This window comes from Bradyrhizobium sp. AUGA SZCCT0283 (genome assembly GCF_018130385.1).
Lineage (GTDB): Bacteria > Pseudomonadota > Alphaproteobacteria > Rhizobiales > Xanthobacteraceae > Bradyrhizobium.
In genome coordinates this window covers 20577-44836 of record NZ_JAFCLU010000016.1, presented here as the reverse complement: position 1 = coordinate 44836, position 24260 = coordinate 20577, and the positions used below count along the sequence as shown (strand labels likewise).

Below are 24260 nucleotides of genomic sequence, written 5' to 3'. Positions count from 1 at the left end.
ATGTCTGTCACGGCGACCATTCGCATCCAGGAAGCGGATTTCGACGTCGCGCAGGAAATCGCGGCGCTGAGCAAAGGCCGCACCGATATCGGTGCAGTCGTCTCTTTCAGCGGCATCTGTCGCGGCAGCGAGAACGGCGAACCGATCGCCGCGCTGACGCTCGAGCATTATCCCGGCATGGCCGAGGCCGAGATCGGACGCCACGCCGACGAGGCGCTGTCGCGCTGGCCGTTGCAGGGGCTCACCATCATTCACCGGTTCGGCCGCATCGCGCCGGGCGAGAACATCGTGCTGGTGGTGACGGCGTCGCCGCATCGCCAGGCAGCCTTCGAAGCGGCGGAATTCCTGATGGACTATCTGAAGACCAACGCGCCGTTCTGGAAGCGCGAGGAAGGCGAAAAAGGCACCAGCTGGGTGGAGGCGCGCGACCATGATGATGCAGCCGCCGCGCGCTGGACCAAGCCCTGATGGCCAAACGCGCAAAACCGGCTGCGAAGCGCGGCGCCGGCCGATTGAAACCGGCCAAGGTCGGTGCCGGCGAATTGCTGACGCTGCTCGATTTCGTCCGCTACGCCGTCAGCCGTTTCACCGAGGCCGAGCTGGTGTTTGCCCATGGCACCACCGATCCGGTCGCCGAGGCCGCCTTCCTGGTCTGCGAGGCGCTGCATCTGCACCCTGACCAGTTCGAGGCGTTCGCCACCGCGCGCGTCACTGCCGCCGAAGGCCGAAAGATCCTCGATCTGATCGGGCGCCGCGTCACGACGCGAAAACCCACGGCCTACCTCGTCAACAAGATCTACATGCGCGGCCTGCCCTTCTATGTCGACGAGCGCACCATCGTGCCGCGCTCGTTCATCGGCGAATTGCTGGACTCGCATTTCGGCCGCCAGGCAAATGAAGAATATGACGAGGAAGACGGCTCGCTGATCGGCGACCCGGCATCGATACGCAGCGTGCTCGACCTCTGCACCGGCTCAGGCTGTCTCGCCATTCTGGCGAGCAGGAATTTTCCGAATGCCGCAATCGACGCGGTGGATATTTCAAAAGGCGCGATCGCGGTCGCCACGCGCAATGTCGAAGATTACGGGCTACAGGATCGCTTGAAGCTGTACTGTGGCGATTTGTTCAAGCCGCTGGGCGGCAAGCGCTACGACCTGATCATTTCCAATCCGCCCTATGTCGATGCGGAAGGAATGGCCGATCTACCGCGCGAATGCCGCGCCGAGCCCAAGCTTGCCTTCGATGGCGGCGCCGACGGGCTCGACATTGTCAGGCGCATCCTCGACGAGGCAGAAGCGCACCTGACGCCGCAGGGCGGGCTGCTCTGCGAGATCGGCCGCTGCCGCCCGCAACTCGAGGCCGCCTATCCGCAACTGCCGCTGCTCTGGCTCGATACCGCGGATTCCGAGGGCGAAGTATTCTGGATCGCCGCCGCCGATCTCTGAATTTGCGGACTGGCGTGGAAATATCACGACGTCCTGGCGTTCCCGTCCAGGGGCGAAACTGGTAGTTTGGTGTCAGCTCATCGCCCCAAACAGAAAAGAGGCCGCCCATGCTGGACAAGAGCCCCCGTCCCACCCCCGTCGCGGTTCCGAACGACCTCGCCGCGCACTGGATGCCGTTCACCGCGAACCGGGCGTTCAAGAAGAACCCGCGGCTGCTCGCCGGCGCCAAGGACATGCATTACTTCACCGTCGACGGCCGCAAGATCATCGACGGCGCCTCGGGCATGTGGTGCACCAATGCCGGCCACGGCCGCACCCAGATTTCGTCGGCGATCGCCAAGCAGGCCGAGGCGCTGGACTATGCGCCGCCGTTCCAGTTCGGCATCCCGCAGGCCTTCGAACTCGCCAGCCGGATCGCGGAACTGGCGCCCGCCGGGCTCGACCACGTGTTCTTCTGCAATTCCGGCTCGGAGGCGGCCGACACCGCGCTCAAGATCGCGCTCGCCTATCACCAGATCAACGGCCAGGGCAGCCGCATCCGCCTGATCGGGCGCGAGCGCGGCTATCACGGCGTCGGTTTCGGCGGCACCTCGGTCGGCGGCATCGTCGGCAACCGAAAGATGTTCGGCTCGCTCTTGACCGGCGTCGACCATCTGCCGGCGACCTATGACCGCGAGAAGCAGGCCTTCAGCAAGGGCGAGCCGGAATATGGCGCGCATTTCGCCGACGAGCTCGAACGCATCGTCAATCTGCACGGCGCCAACACCGTCGCGGCCGTGATCGTCGAGCCGATGGCCGGATCGACCGGCGTGCTGCCGGCGCCGAAGGGCTATCTCAAGCGGCTGCGCGAGATCACCCAGAAGCACGGCATCCTCTTGATCTTCGACGAGGTCATCACCGGCTATGGCCGGCTCGGCTTCGCCTTTGCCGCCGAACGCTACGGCGTGACGCCCGATATGCTGACCTTCGCCAAGGGCATCACCAATGGCGCTGCCCCGATGGGCGGCGTGCTGGTGCGCGACACCATCCATGACGCCTTCATGAGCGGCCCGGAACATGTGGTCGAACTGACCCATGGCTACACCTACTCGGCCCATCCGCTGGCCTGCGCGGCGGGTCTGGCCACGCTCGACATCTACCGCGACGAAAAGCTGTTCGAGCGTGCTCATGGGCTCGAGCCGAAATTCGCCGATGCGGTGATGTCGCTGCGGAAGGAGCCCGGCATCGTGGATATCCGCACCGTCGGCCTGACCGCCGGCATCGACCTCGCGCCGGTCGCCGACGCGCCGGGCAAGCGCGGCTTCGCCGGGCTCAACAGCGCCTTCCACGACAATGATCTGATGCTGCGGGTGGCTGGCGACACGCTGTGCCTGACCCCGCCCTTGATCATCACCGAAGAGCAGATCGGCGAGATCATCGAAAAAGTCGCCAAGGTGATCCGCGCGACGGCGTAGCGGCTGCCCCGTGCCCCGGCCTTGAGCCGGGGCCGATCTCTCCTCGGTCCTGATCCTCGACATGGCTCACGGCCGGGACACGCGACTGACCGGCGCTGCACTTCCAGTTCCGACCGTGCCCAAAGAACACTAGCTCTGCGAATCAACATTGATGCTAAGGTTGCGCCGCTCGGGGAGCGCAAGGCGGACCATGGCTGAAACTTCCGTGTTTTCCCGGGTGAATGCAGTTCGGACCTGAGGGCGCAGCGCGCGACATGATTCGCATTTCGACGATTTTCATCGCCATCTGCATGGTGCTGGTTGCAGCCTCCCTCGGCCTCGTCCTGCATGCGGTGGCCGGCTTCAGCGGCACCGAATCCGCGATCGTGGCGCTCACCGCGCTGACCTTCCTGATCCTCTACAACGCCGTGTCGATGCGGCTGCGCGACCGCTCCGATGTCGGCGGCCAGATCGCCGATCTTTCCCGCGGCACCGCCGACCTCGCCCGCCAGGTCGCCGAATTCGGCCGTCGGCTCGCCGCGGTCGAGGGCCGGGTGGTGTCGGCGAACTCTGCAAGCTCCGACCGCATCCAGGCCGTCCTCGGCGAGATCAACGAACTCGGCGGGCTGGTCAAGCAACTGGCCATCTCGGTGGCGAGCCATGAGGATCTGCTGGCCTCGGGCGCGGCGGCCGCGCCCCCCGCCCCGTCGGACAGGCCGCATTCCGAGGAACAACCGGCGATCACCCCGGAGCAAGCGCCGCCCACCGTCAGGCCCGCGCCGGTTGCAGCTGCAAAGCCGGCACCTTCAGCGGTTGCCGCGGAAGCCGCTTCGCCCTCGCGCAGCCAGCCGCAACTGCTTGCCGCGGTGAAAAATGCCGTCGAGGAAAGCCGGCTCGACATCTACCTGCAGCCGATGGTGACGCTGCCGCAGCGCAAGGTGCGCTTCTACGAGGCGGTGACGCGGCTGCGCGACGACAAGGACCAGATACTCACCGCCGACGATTTCATCGCCACCGCCGAAGCCGGCGGGCTGATTGGCAAGATCGATCACATGGTGATGCTGCGCTGTATCCAGGTGTTGCGCCGACTGATGGTGCGCAACAAGGACGTCGGCGTGTTCTGCAACGTCTCGGCGGCGACGCTCGGCAATCCCGCCAATTTCGCGCAATGCCTCGACTTCCTCGAGGCCAATCGGGCGCTGGCGCCGTCCTTCGTGCTCGAATTCAAGCAGGCGGCGTTCCGCCACCTCGGCCCGATCGAAATCGAGAATCTCGCCGCGCTGTCGCAGCGCGGCTACCGCTTCTCGATCGATCATGTAACCGACTTGCGGATCGAACCGCGCGACCTCGCCGACCGCGGCGTCCGTTTCATCAAGGTGCCTGCGGCATTGTTGCTCGATCCCAAGCAAAGCTCGACCTCGGACATCCATCCCTCCGACCTTTCCGACCTGCTCGGCCGCTTCGGCATCGACCTGATCGCCGAAAAGATCGAGGGCGAGCGCGCGGTGGTGGACCTGCTCGACTATGACGTGCGGTTTGGGCAGGGCTTCCTGTTTGCGCCGCCGCGGCCGTTGCGGCCCGAGGGGGCATCTGCTACCGGCGGGGCGACAGCAAACAAGGAATCCGGCACTCCCAATGGCTCCAGCAGCACCGTTCCCATCGCCGGCCCGGCCGCCGAGCCCCCGATGCGGGCGACCGGCAATGCCGCACTGGCGCGCCGTGCCGCAGGACCGGGCTAACAGGCTTCCGAACTCATGACCTCATTGCGTTTCGTGGAGAGGCTGAGCGACCTCGTGGAGGGCGTGGAGGTCATCCTCTCCGACATCTGGGGCGTGGTGCATAATGGGCTGGAGTCCTTTCCCGAAGCCTGCGCGGCGCTGCACACCTATCGCCAGCGCGGCGGCACCGTCATCCTGATCACCAACGCGCCGCGGCCGGCCGATTCCGTGCAGCGCCAGTTGCGCAAGCTCGGCGTCGCCGACGAAACCTACGACGCCATCGTCAGTTCCGGCGACCTGACCCGGAATTTCGTCGCCGACCATCCCGGCAAGAAGATGTTCTGGATCGGTCCGGAGCGGGATTCGTCGATCCATCGCGGGCTCGACGCCGCGACGGCGCCGCTGGAACAGGCCGACTACATCGTCTGCACCGGCCTGTTCGACGACGAGACCGAGTCGGCGGAAGACTATCGCGCCATGATGCTGCAGGCGCGCGAGCACCAGCTGCCGCTGATTTGCGCCAACCCCGACATCGTCGTCGAACGCGGCGACCGCCTGATCTATTGCGCGGGCGCCATCGCGGAGCTCTATCGCGAATTAGGCGGCGAGGTGATCTTCTACGGCAAGCCGCACCGGCCGATCTATGAACGCGCCATGGCGCTCGCCGCCGAACGCCGCGGCCAGCCGACCTCGCTCGACCGCGTGCTGGCGATCGGAGATTCGGTGCGGACCGATCTCACCGGCGCGCTCGGTTTCGGTGTCGATTGCCTTTTCCTCACCCGCGGTATCCATTCCGAGGAATTCGAGGGCATCGACCAGCTCGATCCGGCCTCGGTGAAGGAGCTGTTCGGTCATCCACCCCGCGCGCTGATGCGGGAGCTCAAGTGGTAGGTGCATCGCTGCACCGGACTCAAAATTGCGAAAACAACCCCATGCAAGGTAGGAATGGGCCTTACATCATCTGAAAACGCAAGACCTGGTAGGGCGTGGACTCATGAGAGCGCAGCATGCCTGGGACTGGGCCGGGCATCACGAGAATTGGAGCGAGCTGGAGACCAGGCGCCTTACGCCGTCGCCATGTCCGGGAAGACCGCCTCGATCTTGGTCTTCAGCGTTGCCGCGTTGAACGGCTTGACGATGTAGTTGTTCACGCCGGCCTTCTTGGCGGCGATCACGTTCTCGGTCTTGGATTCCGCCGTGATCATGATGAAGGGCGTGGTGGCCAGATTGGGGTCGGCACGGACTTCCTTGAGCAGGTCGTAGCCGGTCATCGGCTCCATGTTCCAGTCGGAAATCACGAGCCCGTATTTCTTGCCGCGCATCTTGTTCAGCGCCGCCGAGCCGTCGCTGGCATCGTCGATGTTGTCGAAGCCGAGCTGCTTCAGAAGATTTCGGATGATGCGGATCATGGTGCTGTAGTCATCAACCACCAGAACCGGCATGGACAAATCAACCGCCATCTTTTCCCCCACTCAACGCTTACGCCACAAATATTCGACAGGCCTGCGCGACCCGCAGTCCTCCCCCAACCTCTAGCACCTGCCGTTAAACAGCCCGTTAACCGGACGGCACCGGATTGCATCCGTTTTGGTCCGACCCGCCCCGCTTGACTTCGACGGGGGCACCGCGTCACGGTCCGGCCGCGTTCACAAGACCCAGAATCCCTGAAGAATCCCTGAAATGACTACTGATTTTACCGTTATCCGAGACACCACCCCTGCCGCCGAGATCCCCCGCGGGACCGTGGTCGCCATGGGCAATTTCGACGGCGTTCATCTGGGGCACCGGGCCGTGATCGACGCGGCCTTACGGATGGGCCGCGCCCACGGCAAGCCAGCTTTCGCCGTTACCTTCGAGCCACATCCGCGCAGCTTTTTCAGCCCGAACAGCCCGCAATTCCGGCTGTCCGACGAAGCCAGCAAGCTGCGGCTGCTGGCCGGGACAGGGCTGGACGGTGCCGTGGTGATGACGTTCGACAAGACCCGCGCCGGAACCTCGGCGCAAGAATTCATTCACCATGACCTCATCCAGCGCCTCGGCGTCAGCGGCATTGCGGTCGGCTACGACTTTCATTTCGGCAAGGGCCGTGCCGGCTCGCCGAGCCTGCTGGTCAGCGAGGGGCCGCGGCTCGGCATCGAGGTCGACGTCCAGGCCCATGTCGATATCGAGGAACGGCCGGTGTCCTCCAGCGCGATCCGCATGGCGCTGGCGGAGGGCCAGATCGACGAAGCCACCGCCATGCTGGGCGGGCCGTGGTTCGTCAGCGGCGAGGTGATCCATGGCGAGAAGCGCGGCCGCGATCTCGGCTACCCCACCGCCAATATCCGCCTCGACAAGAATTGCAGCCTCAAGCACGGCATCTATGCGGTGCGGGTCGGCCGCGGCCAGCGAAAGGACCAAGTGCGCTTCGATGCGGTCGCGAGCTTCGGCCGCCGCCCGACCTTCGACAACGGCGCGCCGCTGCTCGAAGTGTTCCTGTTTGACTTCAAGGGCGACCTCTATGGCACTGTGCTCGACGTCGCCTTCATCGGTTTCATCCGTGACGAGCTGAAATTCGACACCATCGAAGCGTTGATACGCCAGATGGATGACGACAGCGCCAGGGCGCGCGCGGCACTGGCCGCGGCGCCGGACGCCTTTCCCAAGCTCGGAGCGATTGGTTGAACAAGACGGAAAAAGAAAAAATGCTGGCCGGCGAGCTGTACCGCCCCGGCGACCCCGAGCTGCAGGCGGATGCCGCCGCCAACAAGGCCTGGCTTGCCAACTACAATGCGGCGCTCGCAGCACCCGTGGCTGAGCGTCACGCGCTGCTGTCGGCCCATTTCGCCCGTGTCGGCACCGGCGCCGTGATCCGTCCGCCGTTCTTTTGCGACTATGGCTACAACATCCGGCTCGGCGACGAGGTGTTTCTCAACTTCAACTGCGTCATCCTCGACGTCGTCGAAGTCACAATCGGCGACCGCACCCAGATCGGACCCGCGACGCAAATCTATGCCGCCGACCACCCGCGCGACGCCGAGACGCGGCGGACCGGCCTTGAATTCGGCCGCCCGGTGCGGATCGGTAGCGATGTCTGGATCGGTGGCGGCGCCATCATCCTGCCAGGGATTACGATCGGCGATGGCGCGGTGATCGGCGCCGGCAGCGTCGTCACGCGAGATGTTGCCGCGGGCCAGACGGTTGCCGGAAACCCGGCCCGACTGCGACAGGCCTGATACCGCGTCGGCCGCAGCCTTTGCGCTTCTGCCTTCCGGCTGCTATGGAAAGCCCCCATGTTTGCGCGGCGCACCATCAGCATTAGCGGCCCGGCTTCCGCCTGAGCGTTCTGCTCGGCGCAAGACCGGGATTTTCCTGTTCACCCGCTATTCCTCAGCGCCTCTCGCGCCGTTTACGAGCCAAACCAGAGCGTTCATGTCCCAAAATCCGCAAAAGTCCGACGTCCCCGACTATTCAAAAACCCTGTTCCTGCCGCAGACGGAATTCCCGATGCGCGCCGGCCTGCCCCAGCGCGAGCCGGAAATCCTCAAATACTGGAACGAGATCGACCTCTACGAAAAGCTACGAAAGGACGCCGCCGGCCGCGCCAAATTCGTGCTGCATGACGGGCCGCCCTACGCCAACGGCAACATCCATATCGGACACGCCCTCAACAAGATCCTCAAGGACGTCGTCACCAAGAGCCAGCAGATGCTGGGCTTCGATTCCAACTACGTGCCGGGCTGGGACTGTCACGGCCTGCCGATCGAATGGAAGATCGAGGAAGAGAACTACCGCTCCAAGGGCAAGCCGAAGCCGGACTTCCGCGACTCCACCGCGATGGTGGCGTTCCGGAAAGAATGCCGCGCCTATGCGACGCACTGGCTCAACGTCCAGCGCGAGGAGTTCAAGCGGCTCGGCATCATCGGCGACTGGGATCACCCCTACGCCACCATGAGCTATCCGGCCGAAGCGCAGATCGCGCGCGAGCTGATGAAGTTCGCCGCCAACGGAACGCTCTATCGCGGCTCCAAGCCCGTGATGTGGAGCGTGGTCGAGAAGACTGCGCTGGCCGAAGCTGAGGTCGAATACGAGGACTACACCTCCGACATGGTGTGGGTGAAATTTCCGGTCGCCTCGCCGGCGCATGGCGCGCTGGCCGAGGCTTCCGTCGTGATCTGGACCACGACACCGTGGACGCTGCCCGGTAACCGCGCCATCTCGTTCTCGCCGAAGATCGCCTATGGCCTCTACAAGGTCACCGATGCGCCGTCAGACAATTGGGCAAAGACCGGCGATCTCCTGATCCTCGCCGATGCGCTCGCAGGGGAAGTGTTCAAACAGGCGCGCGTCACGGCCTATGAGAAGGTGCGCGATATACCGGCCGATACGCTCGACGCGGTGGAATGCGCTCACCCGTTGCGAGGCTTCGGCGGCGGATACGAATTCACGGTGCCGCTGTTGCCCGGCGACCATGTCACCGACGACACCGGTACCGGCTTCGTCCACACCGCGCCCGGCCACGGCCGCGAGGACTTCGACGTCTGGATGGCGAATGCGCGCGAGCTGGAGCCGCGCGGCATCAATACCGCCATCCCCTACACCGTCGACGAGAACGGCGCCTTCACCGACCATGCCCCGGGCTTTACGGGCAAGCGCGTGATCAACGACAAGGGCGAAAAAGGCGACGCCAACGAGGCCGTGATCAAGGCGCTGGTCGAGGCCGGCAGGCTTCTGGCGCGCGGCCGGCTCAAGCATCAATACCCGCATTCCTGGCGCTCGAAGAAGCCGGTGATCTTCCGCAACACGCCGCAATGGTTCATCGCGATGGACAAGGACATCGCCGTTGACGGCAAGGCGAAGCCCGGCGACACGCTGCGCGCCCGCGCGCTGCATGCGATCTCGGTGACGCAATGGGTGCCGCCCGCAGGACAAAACCGCATCAACGGCATGATCGCCGGCCGCCCGGACTGGGTGATCTCGCGCCAGCGCGCCTGGGGCGTGCCGATCGCCGTGTTCGTGCGCGAGAAGGGCGATGGCTCCGCCGAAATCCTGCAGGACGAAATCGTCAATCAGCGCATCGTCGAAGCTTTCATGGAGGAAGGCGCCGACGCCTGGTACATGGACGGCGCGCGCGAGCGCTTCCTTGGGTCGCGCTCGGCTGAGGAATGGAAGAAAGTCGACGATATCTGCGACGTCTGGTTCGATTCGGGTTCGACCCACGCCTTCGTGCTGGAAGACCGTCAGAACTTTCCCAATCTCGGCAACATCGTCCGCAAGATCGATGGCGGCGACGATACCGTGATGTATCTGGAAGGATCGGACCAGCATCGCGGCTGGTTTCATTCCTCGCTGCTGGAAAGCGCCGGCACCCGCGGCCGCGCGCCGTATGACGTGGTGCTCACCCACGGCTTCACGCTGGACGAGAACGGCCGCAAGATGTCGAAATCACTCGGCAACACCGTCGAGCCGCAGAAGGTGATGAAGGATTCTGGCGCGGATATTCTCCGCCTCTGGGTCTGCGCCACCGACTATGCCGACGACCAGCGCATCGGACCGGAGATCCTCAAGAACACCATCGAAACCTACCGCAAGCTGCGCAACTCGATCCGCTGGATGCTCGGCACGCTGCATCATTTCGATCCTGCCGATGCGGTCGCCCATGCCGACATGCCCGAGCTGGAACGCTTGATGCTGCACGAGCTGGCGAAACGCGCCTCCATCGTGCGCCAGGCCTATGCCGAGTTCGACTACAAGACGGTGGTCGCGACGCTGGCGGCGTTCATGAATACCGAATTGTCGGCGTTCTATTTCGATATCCGCAAGGACGCGCTCTATTGCGATCCGCCGTCCTCGGTCACGCGCAAGGCGGCGCTGACCGCGATCGACATCATCTGCGATGCGATCCTGCGCTGGCTGGCGCCGGTGCTCAGCTTCACCTGCGAAGAGGCGTGGCGGATGTACAGGCCGCACGCCGAGCCGTCGGTGCACCTGACGCTGTTCCCGGAAGGTTTTGACCAATTCCGCGACGATGCGCTCGCCACGAAGTGGGAAACCATCCGCGACGTCAGGCGCGTGGTCACCGGTGCGCTCGAGCTCGAACGCGCCGCCAAGAACATCGGCTCCTCGCTGGAGGCTTCGCCGCTGGTCTATGTGTCGGACAAGAACATCTTCAACACGCTGTTCGACGTCGATCTGGCCGAAGTCTGCATCACCTCGAACGCGATGGCGACCAACGACGACGCGCCCGCCAGCGCATTCACCCTCCCCGACGTGCCTGGTGTCGCCGTCGTGGTCGAGAAGGCAGTGGGCACCAAATGCGCCCGGTCGTGGAAGATCCTGCCGACCGTCGGTGAAGACGCCGAGTATCCCGACGTCTCCCCGCGCGATGCGCAGGCCTTGCGCGAATGGAAGGCGCTTACCGAAGGCGAGAAACCGGTTGATGCGGTCGAAGCGCCCGCCGAGCCTGTCGGGCTGATCCAGACGCAACACGTCGAACAAGAGCAGCAAACCATGGAAACGCCTGAGCAAGCCGGTTCGGGAAACGTAACGGCTGCCTTGCCTGACAAGAAAGCCAGGGCCAGGAAGGCTTCGGAAGGCACGCAGGCTGGGGAAGCCGAGAGACCGGTCAAAGCCAGGAAGGTCGCAGCGGCCAGGAAGGCTGTCGAAGCCGAGAAAGCCATTGAAGCCGAAAAGCCCGACGCCAAGAAGCCCAAGGCCAAAAAGGCCAAGGCCAAGAAGGCTAAAGCTAAGAAAGCCATAACCAAGAAAGCCAGGACCAGGAAGGCTGCCAAATCCAAAAAAGCTTCTTCGGCAACGAAGCGGGCCAAGAAGGCGGCTGCAAAGACGGTGACCAAGAAGGCAAAGAAGAAAAAAACGGCCAGGAAGCCGGGAAGGAAGCCGCCGACGACCAAGGCAAAAAAGAAGAAAAAGAAGGCCAGATAAGTGTCTGGCCTCGAACGCCTGCGAACCCCTTACCTTCGCGCCGGCGCGATTGCCGCGATCGTCACGCTGGTGATCGATCAGGCCTCAAAGCTCTGGCTGCTCTACGTGTTCGAGCTCGCCCAACGCGGTGCGGTTAGGGTCACGCCGTTCTTCGACCTGGTGCTGGCCTGGAACGTCGGGATCAGCTTTGGCTGGTTCCAGACCGATAATGAGCTCGCCCAGGTCGCGCTGATGGCGATCAAGGCGATTGCCGTGATCGTGCTGGGGATCTGGATGGCGCGCTCCAGCACGCTCCTGGCGACGCTGGCGCTCGGCCTGATCATCGGTGGGGCGGTCGGCAACGGCATCGACCGCTTCCTGCATGGCGCGGTGGTCGATTTCGCCCTGTTCCATATCGAGATCGGGGGAAAAACCTTCAATTGGTACGTGTTTAACCTGGCGGATGCGGCCATTGTTGCCGGGGTAGCGGGCCTATTGTATGACTCCTTCCTGGGGGTACCCGCCGCAAAAGCGCCCTGATCCCGGCCGATACGAACCCCTGCGGTATGGGGCTATTGCGCTCCTCAAGGCCGGCCCCCGCACGTTGCGGAAATTGTGAATGGGAACAGCGCGATGCGCGAGACCGAAGCCCGCTTCTTTATGCTGCAGACCAGCTCGCTGAGCCGGGCCCTGCGGTTTGCCGCCATTGCCCTCAGCATAGGCCTCGTAATGGCCGCCGGCCCCGTGCGCGCGGCCGATGACGAGGACGAGGACGACAGGACCTTCGAGGAAAAGATCATCGAAGGCATCATGCGCGGCGTTGGCGGCACCAACATGGAAAACCGCGGCATCGCGTACCGCGAGCGTTCCCCCTTGGTGGTTCCTCCCAAGCTCGATTTGCCGCCGCCGGCTGCGACCGCGGCCGAAGTGCAGGCGCCGAACTGGCCAAAGGATCCCGACGAGCAGCGCCGCAAGGCCGCCATCGCGGCGCGCAAGAAAGATAACAAGGACCCGCGCGAAGCGGCCCGCATCCTGACGCCGGCCGAACTCGCGGTGGGCAAGACCGCGGCGCCCGCGCGCAAGGACAACGATCCGGTGCAGCCCGGCACCTCGAACAACAATCCGATGCTGAGCCCGTCGCAGCTCGGCTATACCGGTGGCTTCAGCGGCCTGTTCGGCGGCAACAAGAGCGAGACGGCCCCCTTCAAGGGCGAGCCGACACGGGACTCGCTGACCCAGCCTCCGCCGGGCTACCAGACGCCGTCGCCGAACTATGCCTACGGCACCGGGCCGAGGGAATCGCTCAACAAGGAATACAACCCGGCCCAGGGCAAGTATGGCGATTAGTTAAGCTGATCTCTCGCCATCGTGACGATTGTTGGTACCGCCGCGGTGTACGATGCCGTGGCTTGATCCCGAACGGCTTTGTCGGGTTACTTCTAACGTTTGCGCGAATTCCTATCGCAGGACCGGTCACTCGTTTTGCGGCATACGCGCCAGATAGGTCATGATGTCCTCACACCGTTTTGCCGCCTGTTTCGTTGCAGCCCTCATCTCGACGTTCGCTTTCTCCGCCGGCAGCGCATCCGCCCAGACCACGGTCACGTCGGAACGTCCCGCCAGCTTCACCCTCGACAACGGCCTGCAGGTGGTCGTGATCCCGGATCACCGCACGCCCGTCGTCACGCAGATGATCTGGTACAAGGTCGGCTCCGCCGACGAGACGCCGGGTAAATCGGGACTGGCGCACTTCCTCGAACATCTGATGTTCAAGGGGACGGCCAAACATCCCGCCGGTGAATTTTCCCAGACCGTGCTGCGGATCGGCGGCAACGAAAACGCCTTCACCTCGCTCGACTACACCGGCTATTTCCAGCGCGTGCCGCGCGAGCAACTGGCGAAAATGATGGAGTTCGAGGCCGACCGCATGACCGGCCTCATTCTCAAGGATGAGAACGTGCTGCCCGAGCGCGACGTCGTGCTCGAGGAGTTCAACATGCGCGTCGCCAACAATCCGGATGCGCGGTTGACCGAGCAGATCATGGCGGCGCTGTATCTCAACCATCCCTATGGCCGCCCCGTGATCGGCTGGCGCCAGGAGATCGAGAAGCTCGACCGCGAGGACGCATTGGCGTTCTACAAGCGCTTCTACGCGCCGAACAACGCAATCCTGGTGATCGCGGGCGACGTCGACGCCAAGGAAGTCCGCCCGATGGTGGAAAAGGCCTATTCCGGCATCCCGGCGCAGCCGGCGATTTCAGCGCATCGCGTCCGCCCGCAGGAGCCGGTGCCCGCCGCGCCGCGCACGGTGACGCTGTCCGATCCGCGCGTCGAACAGACCAGCCTGCGGCGCTATTATCTCGTCCCCTCCTCCACGACGGCTGCGGCCGGCGAAGGCCCCGCGCTCGACGTGCTCGCGCAATTGATGGGCGGCGGCTCCAACTCCTATCTCTACCGCGCGCTGGTGATCGACCGTCCGCTCGCGATCAGCGCCGGCGCCGGTTACCAGGGCACTTCGCTGGATCCCTCGCAGTTCTCCATCTCGGTTTCGCCAAAGCCCGGCGTGGAGTTTTCGCAGATCGAGCGGGCGATCGACGGCGTGATTGCCGACGTTATCCAGAATCCCGCCCGCGCCGAGGATCTCGAGCGGGTCAAGACCCAGTTGATTGCGGAAGCGATCTACGCCCAAGACAATCAGGCCACGCTGGCGCGCTGGTATGGCGGCGCGCTGACCACGGGGCTTTCCATCGACGATATCAGGAGCTGGCCGGACCGGATTCGCGCCGTTACCGCCGAACAGGTCCGCGACGCCGCGCAGAAATGGCTCGACAACAAACGCTCGGTGACCGGCTACCTGATCAAGGATGCCGCGCCGAAACGCGAGGAGAAGCGCTCGTGATCCGTTTTTCGATAGGCGCGCAGCGCCTCGCATCCGGCCTGATCGCCGGCGCCGTGCTGCTGTCGCTGGCGGCGATGCCGTCGCACGCCGCAACAAAGATCCAGCGGCTGGTCTCGCCCGGAGGCATCGAGGCGTGGTTCGTGCAGGACGCCACCGTGCCCCTGATCGCGATGGAATATGCCTTCAGCGGCGGCGCCGCCCAGGACCCATCAGGCAAATCCGGCGTCGGCAACCTGGTCGCCGGCCTGCTCGACGAGGGCTCCGGCGATTTCGATTCCAAAACCTTTCACGAGCGCCTCGAGCGGCGCGCCATCGAGTTGAGCTTCTCCTCGACCCGGGATTATTTCCGCGGCTCGCTCCGCATGCTCAAGGACAACAAGGACGAGGCTTTCGATCTGTTGCATCTGGCGCTGACCTCGCCGCATTTCGACACCACCGACGTCGAGCGCATTCGCGCACAGGTGCTCTCCGGGTTGCGCCGCGACACCACCAACCCGACCTCGCTGGCGAGCCGCAAATTTCTGGAATTGGCCTTCGGCGATCATCCCTATGGCAGGCAGGGCAACGGCACGCTCGACAGCGTGCCGAAGATCGACGTCGCCGACATGAAGGATTACGTCCGCCGCGTGATCGCCAGGGATGCGTTGCGCATCGCGGTGGTCGGCGATGTCGATGCCGACACGCTCGGCAAGCTCCTGGACAAGACATTCGGCGGATTGCCGGCCAAGGCCAGCCTGACGGCGATCGCCGAGGTCGAGGCCACCCGGCCGCCGCAGCGCGCGTTCGTGCCGCTCGACGTGCCGCAGACCGTGGTGACGTTCGGCGGCCCCGGTATTCGCCGCCACGATCCGAATTTCATGGCCGGCTATGTCGTGAACCACATCCTCGGCGGCGGCGGATTGTCGTCGCGGCTCTACAAGGAGGTGCGCGAAAAGCGCGGCCTGGCCTATTCGGTCTATGAATCCCTGCTCTGGATGGATCGCTCCGCCCTGTTCATCGGCAATACCGGCACCCGCGCCGACCGCGCCGGCGAAACCGTCGACGCGATCGAGAAGGAAATCCGCCGCATGGCCGAGGAAGGCCCAACCCAGAAGGAACTGGACGAGGCCAAGTCCTACCTCAAGGGCTCGCAGATGCTGGCGCTCGATACCTCCTCGAAGCTCGCCCAGGCGCTGCTGCAGTACCAGCTCGACAAGCTGCCGATCGACTACATCGAGAAGCGCAACGCGCTCGTCGACGCCGTGACGCTCGACGACGCCAGGAAGGTCGCGAAGCAGCTATGGGGCCAGGGCCTGCTCACCGTGATCGTCGGCCGCGCCCCGCAGGCCGCCGCCCAGCCGGTGGCGGCACCGCCAAAGGCGAACTAGACTTCCGCCCTTCGCCGTCTCATGGCCGGGCACGGTAGTCTGCCTTGCGCAGACTACGTAAACTTGAACTTGTCTGCGCTCCCGGCCATCCACGTGTTTTTCTCTTTAGACACTGATAAGACGTAGATGCCCGGGAAAGCCCGGGCATGACGACTTTCGGGGCTGCCATGCTGCGGGTTTCCCGCGACCTCACGATTGACGAAAACGATATCGAGATCGGCTTCGTCCGCGCCTCCGGCCCGGGCGGGCAGAACGTCAACAAGCTCGCGACAGCCGCGCAGCTCCGCTTCGACACGCGGAAGATCACGCTGCCGGAGGACGCGGCCCTGCGGCTGAACCGGATTGCCGGCCAGCGCATGACCAAGGACGGCGTGATCGTGATCCACGCCCAGCGCTTCCGCACCCAGGAGCGCAACCGCGCCGACGCCATTGACCGCCTGCTCGAAATACTGCGCGAAGCCATGGTAAGGCCGATACCGCGGCGCGCCACCAAGCCGACCTTCGGCTCGAAGCAACGGCGGCTGGAAGGCAAGAAGCGCCGCAGCGACATCAAGGCGAAGCGCAACACCGCGCGCTTCGACGACTGAGGGCTGCCGCCGATCTTTTGATTGGCGCGTTTTCTTGACGCGAACCGGTATCCACCCACGGATCAAGTCCGAGGGCATGCTTCGTCTGAAAACGCTCTCCCTTCAATCCCGGATCAGATATTCCCGGATCATCAACCGCGCGCGGTGAATGCGCGCCTTGACGCTTTCGCGCGTCAGGGCGAGAATCTCAGCGATCTCATCGATCGACAATTCCTCGATATCGCGCAGCAAGATCACCTCGCGATAATGATCGGGCAGCGACTGGATGGCGCGGGAAAGGTCGATGCGAATGTCCTCGGGCGCGAGATGCGCCAGGCGCATTTCCGCATCGTCGGCCGAAGCGTCATCCATTCCCGCCGACCGGCGCAGCAGTCGAAGGCAGGCACGGCGCGCCACCGCAAATAGCCACGCCGAGAACGACGTCACCGCGCGCAACGTGCCGACCCGCCGGTACAGCAGCAACAGCGTTTCCTGAACGGCATCGTCGATGTCGGCCGCGCGGCAGTTGCGCGCGGCATAGCGGCGGATGTCCGGCTGGGCCGCCGCGATCAGCGACACCAGCGCATCGGCGTCGCCGCGGCGGGCGGCCTCGACCAGCGAGGGGTCGCAACGCGTTGCCCCGGCCAGCGCGGTCATGGCGAAGGAAGCTTCCGGCCGACCATGGCGCACATCGGGCAAAAGCCGAAAAAGCCGGTCAGAATCGCAACCGCACCAGTGCCCGCGATCAGATAGCCGGCCATCGTGCCGAGCATGCCGAGCAGCCCGTACGCGATCATCGCGACACCCCCGACCGACCGCATCGCCCGCTCCCAGCCCGGCAAATTCTTGCGATAAAACATAACAGCTCCCTTTGATTCAGCGAGAGAACTTCACCGCGTTCTCGTCAGATAGAGCCGTCCAGCCGGGCTTTCGGTTCGCGGCGCTCGGGCCAAGACACAAAAAAACTCCGGTCGCCCATGGCAACCGGAGTTCTGTTTGGAGAGCAACCCGACGGAGGAGGCGGGTTTCTTCCTGGAGGCGCTTATCGGCCGGTCGTAGGAGCGGTAGCCCCGCCCGTGGTCTTGGCAGCTCCGTGGGGCGCGCCGCTGCCGGCGCCGACAGTGCCCTTCATGCCGGTCTTCGCGCCGGCCCTGGCGGCGCCCGCCGGTGCGGTGGCGTCCTCGTCCATGCTGCCCGACGCGCCGCCCTGCATCTGGGTCGTGCCTCTCGCGCCGCCGCGGATCTGCGTGTCGGATGAGGCGCCTTGCGCCAGTACCGGACCGGCAAGCAGGGCCGAGATTGCAACCGCGATCGCCGAGGTTTTCACTAGCTTCATCCAATTCTCCCAATTTCTGGTTGGCGATGAACGGCTCGGTGACTTCAGGCGCCGTTCGACACCCGAACATGCTCATCGCCGGATCAGTCGTTTCGCGAACGGCGCGCGCGCCATGCAAGCCGCGCGGTGTGGTGATCGTGCAGGGATTTCGGGGTCATTTTGCGAATCCTTGGCCACGGACCGACCGCATATGCGGCAGTTCACCGCGCCGAGACGATGATCTTCACAAGATTTCCGCGAAAACACCTTTTGACTTAACATTTGCCGATGGGGTTCCGCAGTAATGAACTCGGAACGGTTTTGGACAGGCGACCTCAATCGCGAAAGCAGATATTCACGGATTATCACGCGTGCGCGATGAATGCGGGTCGTAACGCTTTCGCGGATATCGCCCGGCCATCATCTTCTCGCAGTTGCGATCGACGACGTCGGGACCTGTTCGATCCAAAGCACGTCCCCCTTTTTGTTCTGCAGTGAAACAGCCCGCTACTACCACCGCCTGTTTGGCGCGACCTAAAGTCCGCTCATAGCAACGGTGACGCATATGACAAGGCAGCGCGCGACACGGGCAATCGGGCTTGGATTTTGCGGCGCGATGCTTGTCATCCCGATGGCGGGAGCGCAGATGCCGCTGCCCTCTGCCAAGCCGTCGGATGGCGCGACACTGTTCAAGCAACAATGCGCGACCTGTCACACCACAAATCGATCCGACCCGGTCCGGCAAGGGCCGTCCCTGTTCAAGGTCATCGGCAGGCAGGCAGGCAAGTCGGATGGCTTCCATTACTCGCCGGGTTTCGGCAACGCGGACTTCGTCTGGGACGACGCCAGGCTCGACGCCTACTTGGCCAATCCGCAGGGCATGATTCCCGGCTCCGTGATGGCCTATCGCCAGCCGAAGCCCGAGACCCGTGCTGCCATTATCGCCTATCTCAAGGAGCTGAACTGAATGGCCAAACCCGCTCACTCGATGATCCGCGTATTCGACGAGGCAAAATCGCTCGATTTCTACGCACGCGCCTTCGGCCTAGAAGTTGCCGACCATCTCAAGTTTGCGGATTTCGCGTTGATCTATCTGCGTCATCCCTCCTCGCCGTTCGAGGTCGAACTGACCGTCAACTACGATCGCAAGGAGCCCTACTCGCTGGGCGACGGCTACGGCCACCTCGCTGTCGTGGTCGATGATGTCGACGCCGAACACGCGCGGTTTGAGCGGGAACACCTGTCGCCCGGGCCGTTGCGCGACTTCAAGCATGACGGCAGGACGCTGGCGCGCTTCTTCTTCGTCGCCGACCCCGACGGTTACAAGATCGAAGTGATCCAGCGTGGCGGCCGCTTCGGTTAATCGCAATCAACAAACGTTCAATGGAGGACACACCCATGAGAGAAGTCGATCGTCGAAGCAAATACGACCGCCGCGTCTTTCTTAAGGGCGCAGCAACGGCCGTACCAACCGTCGCCATCGCGACAAGTGCGGGCCTTACTGTCAGCGACGCCTGGGCCGACGACGCCACCACGCTGACGCCGGCGACGCTGAAGACATTGGTGAAGATGGCGCGCGATATCTATCCGCACGATTTCCTGGGCGACAGCTACTACATCACCGCGATCAAGCCGTGGGACGGCAAGGCGGCGAAAGATCCGGCCACAAAGTCGCTGATCAATGACGGCGTCGCGCGTCTGGATCAGGAGGCCAACGATCGCCACAAGGTGCCTTACGCCCAGGTGGCGTGGGAAAATGATCGCGTCGCGCTGCTGCAGCGCATCGAGCAGACCGCCTTCTTCCAGAAGGTCCGCGGCGATCTCGTCGTCTCCCTCTACAACCAGAAAGAGCTCTGGCCGAAGTTCGGCTACGAGGGCTCCTCCGCCGAGTACGGCGGCTACATCAAGCGCGGCTTCGCCGACATCGACTGGCTCCCGAAGGCTTAAAGCGCCTCAGGCAACGAACAGTCAGGGAGGAATTCAACATGGCAAAATTCGATCTGAATGACAGCGGCGTGGTCGTGATCGTCGGCTCCGGTGCCGGCGGCGGAACGCTCGGCAATGAGCTTGCGCAAAAGGGCGTCAAGGTCGTGATCCTTGAAGCCGGCTCGCGCATCGAGCTCCAGGACTTCGTCAACGACGAATGGGAGAGCTTTACCCAGCTCGCCTGGTCGGACATGCGCACCACATCAGGAAGCTGGCGTGTCGCCAAGGACTTCGCCAACCTGCCTGCATGGATCGTCAAGGCGGTCGGCGGCTCGACAACGCATTGGGCCGGCGCGTCACTGCGCTTCGACGAGCACGAGTTCAAGGTCAAGAGCACCTACGGCGGCATACCCGGCGCCAATCTGCAGGATTGGCCGATCACGCTCGCCGAGATGGAGCCGTGGTACGCCAAGGCCGAGGACAAGATGGGCGTCACCCGCACCAACGGCATTCCGGGGCTGCCCGGCAACAACAATTTCAAGGTGCTGGAAGCCGGCGCGAAGAAGCTCGGCTACAAGACCGTGCACACCGGCAACATGGCGATCAACAGCGAGCCCCGCGACGGGCGCGGGGCCTGCCAGCAGATCGGCTTCTGCTTCCAGGGCTGCAAGTCGGGGGCGAAATGGTCGACGCTCTATACCGAAATCCCCAAGGGCGAGGCCACCGGCAATCTCGAGGTGCGCCCCAACAGCATGGTGATCAAGATCGAGCACGACGCGTCCGGCAAGGTGACAGGCGTGGTCTATGCCGACCAGAGCGGCGCGATGCAGCGCCAGAAGGCGCGCGTGGTCGCGGTCGCGGGCAACTCGATCGAGAGCCCACGGCTATTGCTCAACAGCGCCTCGACCATGTTCCCGGACGGCCTTGCCAACTCGTCCGGGCAGGTCGGCCGCAACTACATGCGGCACATGACCGGCAGCGTGTACGCGGCGTTCGAGAAGTCGGTGCACATGTATCGCGGCACTACCATGGCCGGCATCATTCGCGACGAAGCGAAGAACGACCCCAAACGCGGCTTCGTCGGCGGTTATGAGATGGAGACGCTGTCGGTCGGCGTGCCCTTCATGGCGGCATTCCTGAACCCCGGCGCATGGGGACGCTCCTTCACAAGCGCGATGGAGTCCTATCCGCGCATGGCCGGCATGTGGCTGGTCGGCGAGGACATGCCGCAGGAAACCAACCGCATCACGCTGGATCCGAAGGCCAAGGACAAGTTCGGCATGCCGGTGGCTAGCGTGCATTTCGACGATCATCCCAACGACGTCGCGATGCGCGGTCACGCCTACAAGCAGGGCGCCGCCGTCTACGAGGCCGTCGGCGCCACCGTGACCTATCCGACGCCGCCCTATCCGAGCACGCATAACCTCGGCACCAACCGTATGAGCGAGAAACCGCGGGATGGCGTGGTGAACAAGTTCGGTCAGACCCACGACGTCAAGAACCTGTTCATCTCTGACGGCAGCCAGTTCACCAGCGGTGCCGCCTGCAATCCGACGCTGACGATCGTCTCGCTGGCGATCCGGCAGGCGGACCACATTGCCGGCGCGATGCAGCGCAAGGAGATCTAGTTCGCACAAACGGGAGCGGCTCGGTCCTCGATGGACCGAGCCGCTTTTCCTTGTCGATCGAACGGGAACCTATTCGGCCGCGTCGAGAATGACGGCGGCGCTGCCACGAAACTCCGGCTCGACAGCGGCCTTGGCGCGATAGATCAGGCAGGAGCAGCGCAACAGCGAGGCAAAATTCTTGACCTCGCCGTGGTGGTCGAGGACCTCGTCGTGCAGCGTGGTAAGGAACTTTGCAAGGCTCATCCCCTCTTTCGCTGCTATCTCCTCCAGCGTGTCCCAGAACAACATTTCCAGCCGGATCGAGGTGCAATGGCCGCCCATCCGCAGTGATCGGGTCTGCGATTCATAGTCGCGTTGGGGCTGATGCGCGAACAGATGGCACATGGCGTTCCTCCCGTCAGATTATAATTTTTCTAAATGATATACCTGACCACGCGACCTCACAATCCCAGTCCCTGCGACCCGCCGAGAGCGAACCTCAGCATCTTCAAGGCGATAGTCTACCTTCATCCCCAGCCGGGCGCTGTTTCGGCTTCTTCCCATGCATTTGCCGTCCCGGGCGCCTACAATGGCAGTCCAGCCTCGAATCGACGTTCAAGCCTTGCCCATGCCCGTCCGCCAGCTCCCCGAACAGGTTGTCAACCGCATCGCCGCCGGCGAGGTGGTCGAACGTCCTGCGAGCGTGGTGAAGGAACTGGTCGAAAACGCCATCGATGCCGGTGCCAGCCGGGTGGACATTTTCACCGATGGCGGCGGCAGGCGGCGGATCGGCATCACCGATGATGGCAGCGGCATGACCCACGGCGACCTCACGCTCGCCGTCGACCGCCACGCCACCTCCAAGCTCGATGACGAGGATTTGCTGCGCATTCGAACGCTGGGCTTTCGCGGCGAGGCCCTGCCCTCGATCGGCGCGGTGGCAAAGCTCGGCATCACCACGCGCCACGCCAGCGAGCCGCATGCCTGGTCGCTGTCGGTCGAAGGCGGCGTGAAGTCAGCGATCATGCCGGCCGCGCTGTCGCAAGGCACCCGCGTCGAAGTCAGCGATCTCTTTTACGCGACGCCCGCCCGGCTGAAATTCCTCAAGACCGACCGCACCGAGGCCGAAGCGATCCGCGAAGTGGTGCGGCGGCTGGCGATGGCGCGGCCCGATATCGCCTTTACGCTGGCCGGCGAGGAACGCGCGCCGGCGACCTGGGCCGCGGCGCTGCCCGGCGCCGCAGGCCGGCTGACGCGGCTTGGCGATATCCTGGGCAGCGATTTTCGTTCGAGCGCCATCGAAGTGCGCGTCGAGCGCGAAGGCGTCGTGGTCGAAGGCTTCGCTGCAGCCCCCTCGCTAACCCGCGCCAACGCGCTCGGGCAATATCTCTTCGTCAACGGCCGCCCGGTCCGCGACAAGCTGATCCTCGGCGCGGTGCGCGCGGCCTATTCGGATTACCTGCCGCGCGACCGCCATCCCGTGGTCGCGCTGTTCGTGACGACGGATCCGCAGGAAGTCGATGCCAATGTGCATCCGGCCAAGACCGAAGTGCGGTTTCGCAACGCCGGCCTCGTTCGCGCACTGATCGTGCACGCGCTGAAGGACGGCCTCGCCCGCGAGGGCCGGCGTACCGCCGCCAATACAGACGGCGCGGCGCTGTCGGCGTTCCGTCCATCGTTTGCGCCGCGCCCGACCAACTGGGACTGGCGAAGTTCGCCGGCCTATCCGGTGAGCCCCGCGCCTTCATTCGGAGGCTCGCTCGCATCTGCGCTCGCCGAAGCTGATCAGGCCGCCTTCGATGTCGGCACACCGACCGCCGACGTGCGCTTCGAGGCGCACCCCTCCGCCGACCTGATCGACCGTCCGCTCGGCGCGGCGCGGACACAGATCCACGAGACCTACATTGTGTCGCAGACCCGCGACGGCCTGATCGTTGTAGACCAGCACGCCGCGCATGAGCGTATCGTCTATGAGAAGCTGAAGGCGTCGCTGGCCAAGAATGGCGTGCAGCGGCAGATATTGCTGATCCCCGAGATCGTCGAGCTTGACGAAGCCACTGTGGAAAAACTGCTCGCACGCGCCGACGAACTGGCATCGTTTGGACTGGCGATCGAATCCTTCGGCCCCGGCGCAGTCGCGGTGCGCGAGACGCCGTCGCTGCTCGGCAAGACCAACGCGGCGGCGCTGCTGCGCGACCTCGCCGAGCACATGGCCGAATGGGACGAGGCGTTGCCGCTGGAGCGGCGCCTGATGCATGTCGCGGCCACCATGGCCTGCCACGGCTCGGTCCGCGCCGGCCGCCGCCTCAAGCCGGAAGAGATGAACGCGCTACTGCGCGAGATGGAAGACACGCCGAATTCCGGCCAGTGCAACCACGGCCGGCCGACCTATGTGGAATTGAAGCTGAGCGATATCGAGAAACTATTCGGGCGAAGGTGAAATCGCGGGAATCGTAGGGTGGGTTAGCGAAGGCGTAACCCACCGATACTTGCGCGAAAGCGGCGGATTACGCTTCGCTAATCCGCCCTACAAATCTTAAAAACACAAACTCCGTATCGTCATACGCGCGGCGTTCCAACTCCTCGAAACCATCCGACGCCGCAAACGCCGCCGCCTTCGCCTCTTCCACCACCAATAGCGCCCCCGGCGTCAGCCAGCCACCGTCGCGCAGCGAGGCCAGCGCCTTCTCTGCGAGACCCTTGCCGTAGGGTGGATCGAGAAAGGCGAGCGAGAACGGCTCCATCGGATGCGCAGGACCGAGATTGGTGGCATCGCGGCGATAGACTTTCGTCACCCCGCCGAGCCCGAGCGCCTCGACATTGTTGCGCAACAGCGCACGCGCTTCGGCGCCATTGTCGACGAACAGCGTGAACGCCGCCCCGCGCGACACCGCCTCGATGCCGAGTGCGCCGGTGCCGGCGAACAGGTCGAGCACGCGCGCGCCTTCGATCGGATTGTCATAGGCGTGAATCAGGATGTTGAACACGGACTCGCGCAAGCGATCCGCCGTCGGACGGATCGCCTGCGAGGAGGGCGAAGCCAGATTACGGCCTTTCAATCGTCCACCGACGACACGCATGGCC

General features: G+C 64.2%; 23 protein-coding genes and 1 pseudogene. 18 read left to right on the top strand and 6 right to left on the bottom strand.

Annotated elements, in window-relative coordinates; translation table 11 throughout:
* The 5 genes from JQ624_RS21765 (at window position 1) to JQ624_RS21745 (ending at window position 5487) form a co-directional block, all read left to right on the top strand.
* Entirely contained in the window at window positions 1-468 is a 468-nt protein-coding gene (locus tag JQ624_RS21765) for a molybdenum cofactor biosynthesis protein MoaE (protein WP_212420948.1), read from the top strand.
* A complete protein-coding gene (prmB, locus tag JQ624_RS21760; protein ID WP_212420947.1) occupies window positions 468-1445 on the top strand; it encodes a 50S ribosomal protein L3 N(5)-glutamine methyltransferase in 978 nt (325 codons plus the stop codon). Before JQ624_RS21765 ends, prmB begins: the two co-directional genes overlap by 1 nt.
* A 107-nt stretch (window positions 1446-1552) precedes the next feature.
* On the top strand, window positions 1553-2899 hold the full coding sequence (locus JQ624_RS21755; protein WP_212420946.1) for an aspartate aminotransferase family protein: 1347 nt from the start codon (window positions 1553-1555) through the stop codon (window positions 2897-2899).
* A 254-nt stretch (window positions 2900-3153) separates the two neighbouring features.
* Window positions 3154-4617 (top strand): EAL domain-containing protein, encoded by a 1464-nt coding sequence (locus tag JQ624_RS21750; protein ID WP_212420945.1) that lies wholly within the window; start codon window positions 3154-3156, stop codon window positions 4615-4617.
* 15 nt (window positions 4618-4632) lie between these two features.
* Window positions 4633-5487, top strand: a complete 855-nt coding sequence (locus tag JQ624_RS21745; RefSeq protein ID WP_212420944.1) for a TIGR01459 family HAD-type hydrolase — start codon at window positions 4633-4635, stop codon at window positions 5485-5487.
* Window positions 5488-5660: 173 nt separating this feature from the next.
* On the opposite strand, the gene JQ624_RS21740 is transcribed toward JQ624_RS21745, so the two are convergent.
* Window positions 5661-6056 carry a response regulator gene (locus JQ624_RS21740; protein ID WP_057835874.1) on the bottom strand — a complete coding sequence of 132 codons (396 nt, stop codon included), beginning with the start codon at window positions 6054-6056 and terminating at the stop codon, window positions 5661-5663.
* Between the two features lie 220 nt (window positions 6057-6276).
* Between JQ624_RS21740 and JQ624_RS21735 the strand changes: the two genes are divergently transcribed.
* The 8 genes and pseudogenes from JQ624_RS21735 to arfB all read left to right on the top strand — a co-directional run bounded on the left by JQ624_RS21735 (window position 6277) and on the right by arfB (window position 16349).
* Window positions 6277-7260 (top strand): bifunctional riboflavin kinase/FAD synthetase, encoded by a 984-nt coding sequence (locus JQ624_RS21735; RefSeq protein ID WP_212420943.1) that lies wholly within the window; start codon window positions 6277-6279, stop codon window positions 7258-7260.
* A complete protein-coding gene (locus JQ624_RS21730) occupies window positions 7257-7811 on the top strand; it encodes a sugar O-acetyltransferase (protein ID WP_212420942.1) in 555 nt (184 codons plus the stop codon). The genes JQ624_RS21735 and JQ624_RS21730 overlap by 4 nt, the downstream gene beginning before the upstream one ends.
* Window positions 7812-8007: 196 nt before the next feature.
* A pseudogene (gene ileS / locus JQ624_RS21725) lies at window positions 8008-10992 on the top strand (isoleucine--tRNA ligase); the annotation flags it as partial.
* Window positions 10993-11517: 525 nt separating this feature from the next.
* A complete protein-coding gene (lspA, locus tag JQ624_RS21720; protein WP_312014464.1) occupies window positions 11518-12036 on the top strand; it encodes a signal peptidase II in 519 nt (172 codons plus the stop codon).
* Between the two features lie 93 nt (window positions 12037-12129).
* Window positions 12130-12843, top strand: a complete 714-nt coding sequence (locus tag JQ624_RS21715) for a hypothetical protein (protein ID WP_212420941.1) — start codon at window positions 12130-12132, stop codon at window positions 12841-12843.
* A 163-nt stretch (window positions 12844-13006) separates the two neighbouring features.
* Window positions 13007-14395, top strand: coding sequence for a M16 family metallopeptidase (locus tag JQ624_RS21710; protein ID WP_409334358.1), 1389 nt, complete (start codon window positions 13007-13009; stop codon window positions 14393-14395).
* Window positions 14392-15762, top strand: a complete 1371-nt coding sequence (locus JQ624_RS21705) for a M16 family metallopeptidase (RefSeq protein WP_409334354.1) — start codon at window positions 14392-14394, stop codon at window positions 15760-15762. The genes JQ624_RS21710 and JQ624_RS21705 overlap by 4 nt, the downstream gene beginning before the upstream one ends.
* Before the next feature lie 167 nt (window positions 15763-15929).
* Complete coding sequence (arfB, locus tag JQ624_RS21700) at window positions 15930-16349, top strand: alternative ribosome rescue aminoacyl-tRNA hydrolase ArfB (protein ID WP_212421064.1); 420 nt, start codon at window positions 15930-15932, stop codon at window positions 16347-16349.
* A 102-nt stretch (window positions 16350-16451) separates the two neighbouring features.
* Here the strand turns inward: arfB and JQ624_RS21695 are convergent, their stop codons facing one another.
* The 3 genes from JQ624_RS21695 to JQ624_RS21685 form a co-directional block, all read right to left on the bottom strand.
* Entirely contained in the window at window positions 16452-16985 is a 534-nt protein-coding gene (locus tag JQ624_RS21695; protein ID WP_212420938.1) for an RNA polymerase sigma factor, read from the bottom strand.
* A complete protein-coding gene (locus tag JQ624_RS21690) occupies window positions 16982-17188 on the bottom strand; it encodes a DUF2892 domain-containing protein (protein ID WP_212420937.1) in 207 nt (68 codons plus the stop codon). The genes JQ624_RS21695 and JQ624_RS21690 overlap by 4 nt, the downstream gene beginning before the upstream one ends.
* Before the next feature lie 182 nt (window positions 17189-17370).
* Entirely contained in the window at window positions 17371-17664 is a 294-nt protein-coding gene (locus tag JQ624_RS21685) for a hypothetical protein (RefSeq protein ID WP_212420936.1), read from the bottom strand.
* A gap of 625 nt (window positions 17665-18289) precedes the next feature.
* On the opposite strand from JQ624_RS21685, the gene JQ624_RS21680 reads away from it, so the two are divergent.
* From JQ624_RS21680 to JQ624_RS21665, 4 genes are read left to right on the top strand one after another with little or no spacing between them, the layout of a single operon-like run.
* Window positions 18290-18610, top strand: a complete 321-nt coding sequence (locus JQ624_RS21680; protein WP_212421063.1) for a c-type cytochrome — start codon at window positions 18290-18292, stop codon at window positions 18608-18610.
* On the top strand, window positions 18611-19006 hold the full coding sequence (locus JQ624_RS21675) for a VOC family protein (RefSeq protein ID WP_212420935.1): 396 nt from the start codon (window positions 18611-18613) through the stop codon (window positions 19004-19006).
* Between the two features lie 35 nt (window positions 19007-19041).
* A complete protein-coding gene (locus JQ624_RS21670) occupies window positions 19042-19590 on the top strand; it encodes a gluconate 2-dehydrogenase subunit 3 family protein (protein WP_212420934.1) in 549 nt (182 codons plus the stop codon).
* Between the two features lie 38 nt (window positions 19591-19628).
* Window positions 19629-21197 (top strand): GMC family oxidoreductase, encoded by a 1569-nt coding sequence (locus tag JQ624_RS21665; RefSeq protein WP_212420933.1) that lies wholly within the window; start codon window positions 19629-19631, stop codon window positions 21195-21197.
* Between the two features lie 69 nt (window positions 21198-21266).
* Here JQ624_RS21665 and JQ624_RS21660 read toward each other — a convergent pair whose 3' ends face one another.
* Entirely contained in the window at window positions 21267-21581 is a 315-nt protein-coding gene (locus JQ624_RS21660; RefSeq protein WP_212420932.1) for a ribbon-helix-helix domain-containing protein, read from the bottom strand.
* 223 nt (window positions 21582-21804) lie between these two features.
* Here JQ624_RS21660 and mutL point away from each other — a divergent pair, with 223 nt between their 5' ends.
* Window positions 21805-23616: a DNA mismatch repair endonuclease MutL gene (gene mutL / locus JQ624_RS21655; RefSeq protein ID WP_212420931.1), complete on the top strand. Its 1812-nt coding sequence runs from the start codon at window positions 21805-21807 to the stop codon at window positions 23614-23616.
* Between the two features lie 67 nt (window positions 23617-23683).
* Here mutL and rsmD read toward each other — a convergent pair whose 3' ends face one another.
* Entirely contained in the window at window positions 23684-24256 is a 573-nt protein-coding gene (gene rsmD / locus JQ624_RS21650) for a 16S rRNA (guanine(966)-N(2))-methyltransferase RsmD (protein WP_212420930.1), read from the bottom strand.
* Window positions 24257-24260 lie beyond the last annotated feature (4 nt).

Excerpts from the sequence above, each read along its gene's own strand:
- prmB (WP_212420947.1), top strand. The coding sequence starts at position 468 with ATGGCCAAACGCGCAAAACCGGCTGCGAAGCGCGGCGCCGGCCGATTG.
- JQ624_RS21735 (WP_212420943.1), top strand. The coding sequence starts at position 6,277 with ATGACTACTGATTTTACCGTTATCCGAGACACCACCCCTGCCGCCGAG.
- JQ624_RS21675 (WP_212420935.1), top strand. The coding sequence starts at position 18,611 with ATGGCCAAACCCGCTCACTCGATGATCCGCGTATTCGACGAGGCAAAA.
- JQ624_RS21710 (WP_409334358.1), top strand. The coding sequence starts at position 13,007 with ATGTCCTCACACCGTTTTGCCGCCTGTTTCGTTGCAGCCCTCATCTCG.
- JQ624_RS21665 (WP_212420933.1), top strand. The coding sequence starts at position 19,629 with ATGGCAAAATTCGATCTGAATGACAGCGGCGTGGTCGTGATCGTCGGC.
- JQ624_RS21695 (WP_212420938.1), bottom strand. The coding sequence starts at position 16,985 with ATGACCGCGCTGGCCGGGGCAACGCGTTGCGACCCCTCGCTGGTCGAG.
- JQ624_RS21745 (WP_212420944.1), top strand. The coding sequence starts at position 4,633 with ATGACCTCATTGCGTTTCGTGGAGAGGCTGAGCGACCTCGTGGAGGGC.
- JQ624_RS21685 (WP_212420936.1), bottom strand. The coding sequence starts at position 17,664 with ATGAAGCTAGTGAAAACCTCGGCGATCGCGGTTGCAATCTCGGCCCTG.
- JQ624_RS21715 (WP_212420941.1), top strand. The coding sequence starts at position 12,130 with ATGCGCGAGACCGAAGCCCGCTTCTTTATGCTGCAGACCAGCTCGCTG.
- JQ624_RS21765 (WP_212420948.1), top strand. The coding sequence starts at position 1 with ATGTCTGTCACGGCGACCATTCGCATCCAGGAAGCGGATTTCGACGTC.
- JQ624_RS21690 (WP_212420937.1), bottom strand. The coding sequence starts at position 17,188 with ATGTTTTATCGCAAGAATTTGCCGGGCTGGGAGCGGGCGATGCGGTCG.
- JQ624_RS21740 (WP_057835874.1), bottom strand. The coding sequence starts at position 6,056 with ATGGCGGTTGATTTGTCCATGCCGGTTCTGGTGGTTGATGACTACAGC.
- JQ624_RS21755 (WP_212420946.1), top strand. The coding sequence starts at position 1,553 with ATGCTGGACAAGAGCCCCCGTCCCACCCCCGTCGCGGTTCCGAACGAC.
- JQ624_RS21660 (WP_212420932.1), bottom strand. The coding sequence starts at position 21,581 with ATGTGCCATCTGTTCGCGCATCAGCCCCAACGCGACTATGAATCGCAG.
- rsmD (WP_212420930.1), bottom strand. The coding sequence starts at position 24,256 with ATGCGTGTCGTCGGTGGACGATTGAAAGGCCGTAATCTGGCTTCGCCC.
- arfB (WP_212421064.1), top strand. The coding sequence starts at position 15,930 with ATGCTGCGGGTTTCCCGCGACCTCACGATTGACGAAAACGATATCGAG.
- JQ624_RS21680 (WP_212421063.1), top strand. The coding sequence starts at position 18,290 with ATGCCGCTGCCCTCTGCCAAGCCGTCGGATGGCGCGACACTGTTCAAG.
- JQ624_RS21670 (WP_212420934.1), top strand. The coding sequence starts at position 19,042 with ATGAGAGAAGTCGATCGTCGAAGCAAATACGACCGCCGCGTCTTTCTT.
- mutL (WP_212420931.1), top strand. The coding sequence starts at position 21,805 with ATGCCCGTCCGCCAGCTCCCCGAACAGGTTGTCAACCGCATCGCCGCC.
- JQ624_RS21750 (WP_212420945.1), top strand. The coding sequence starts at position 3,154 with ATGATTCGCATTTCGACGATTTTCATCGCCATCTGCATGGTGCTGGTT.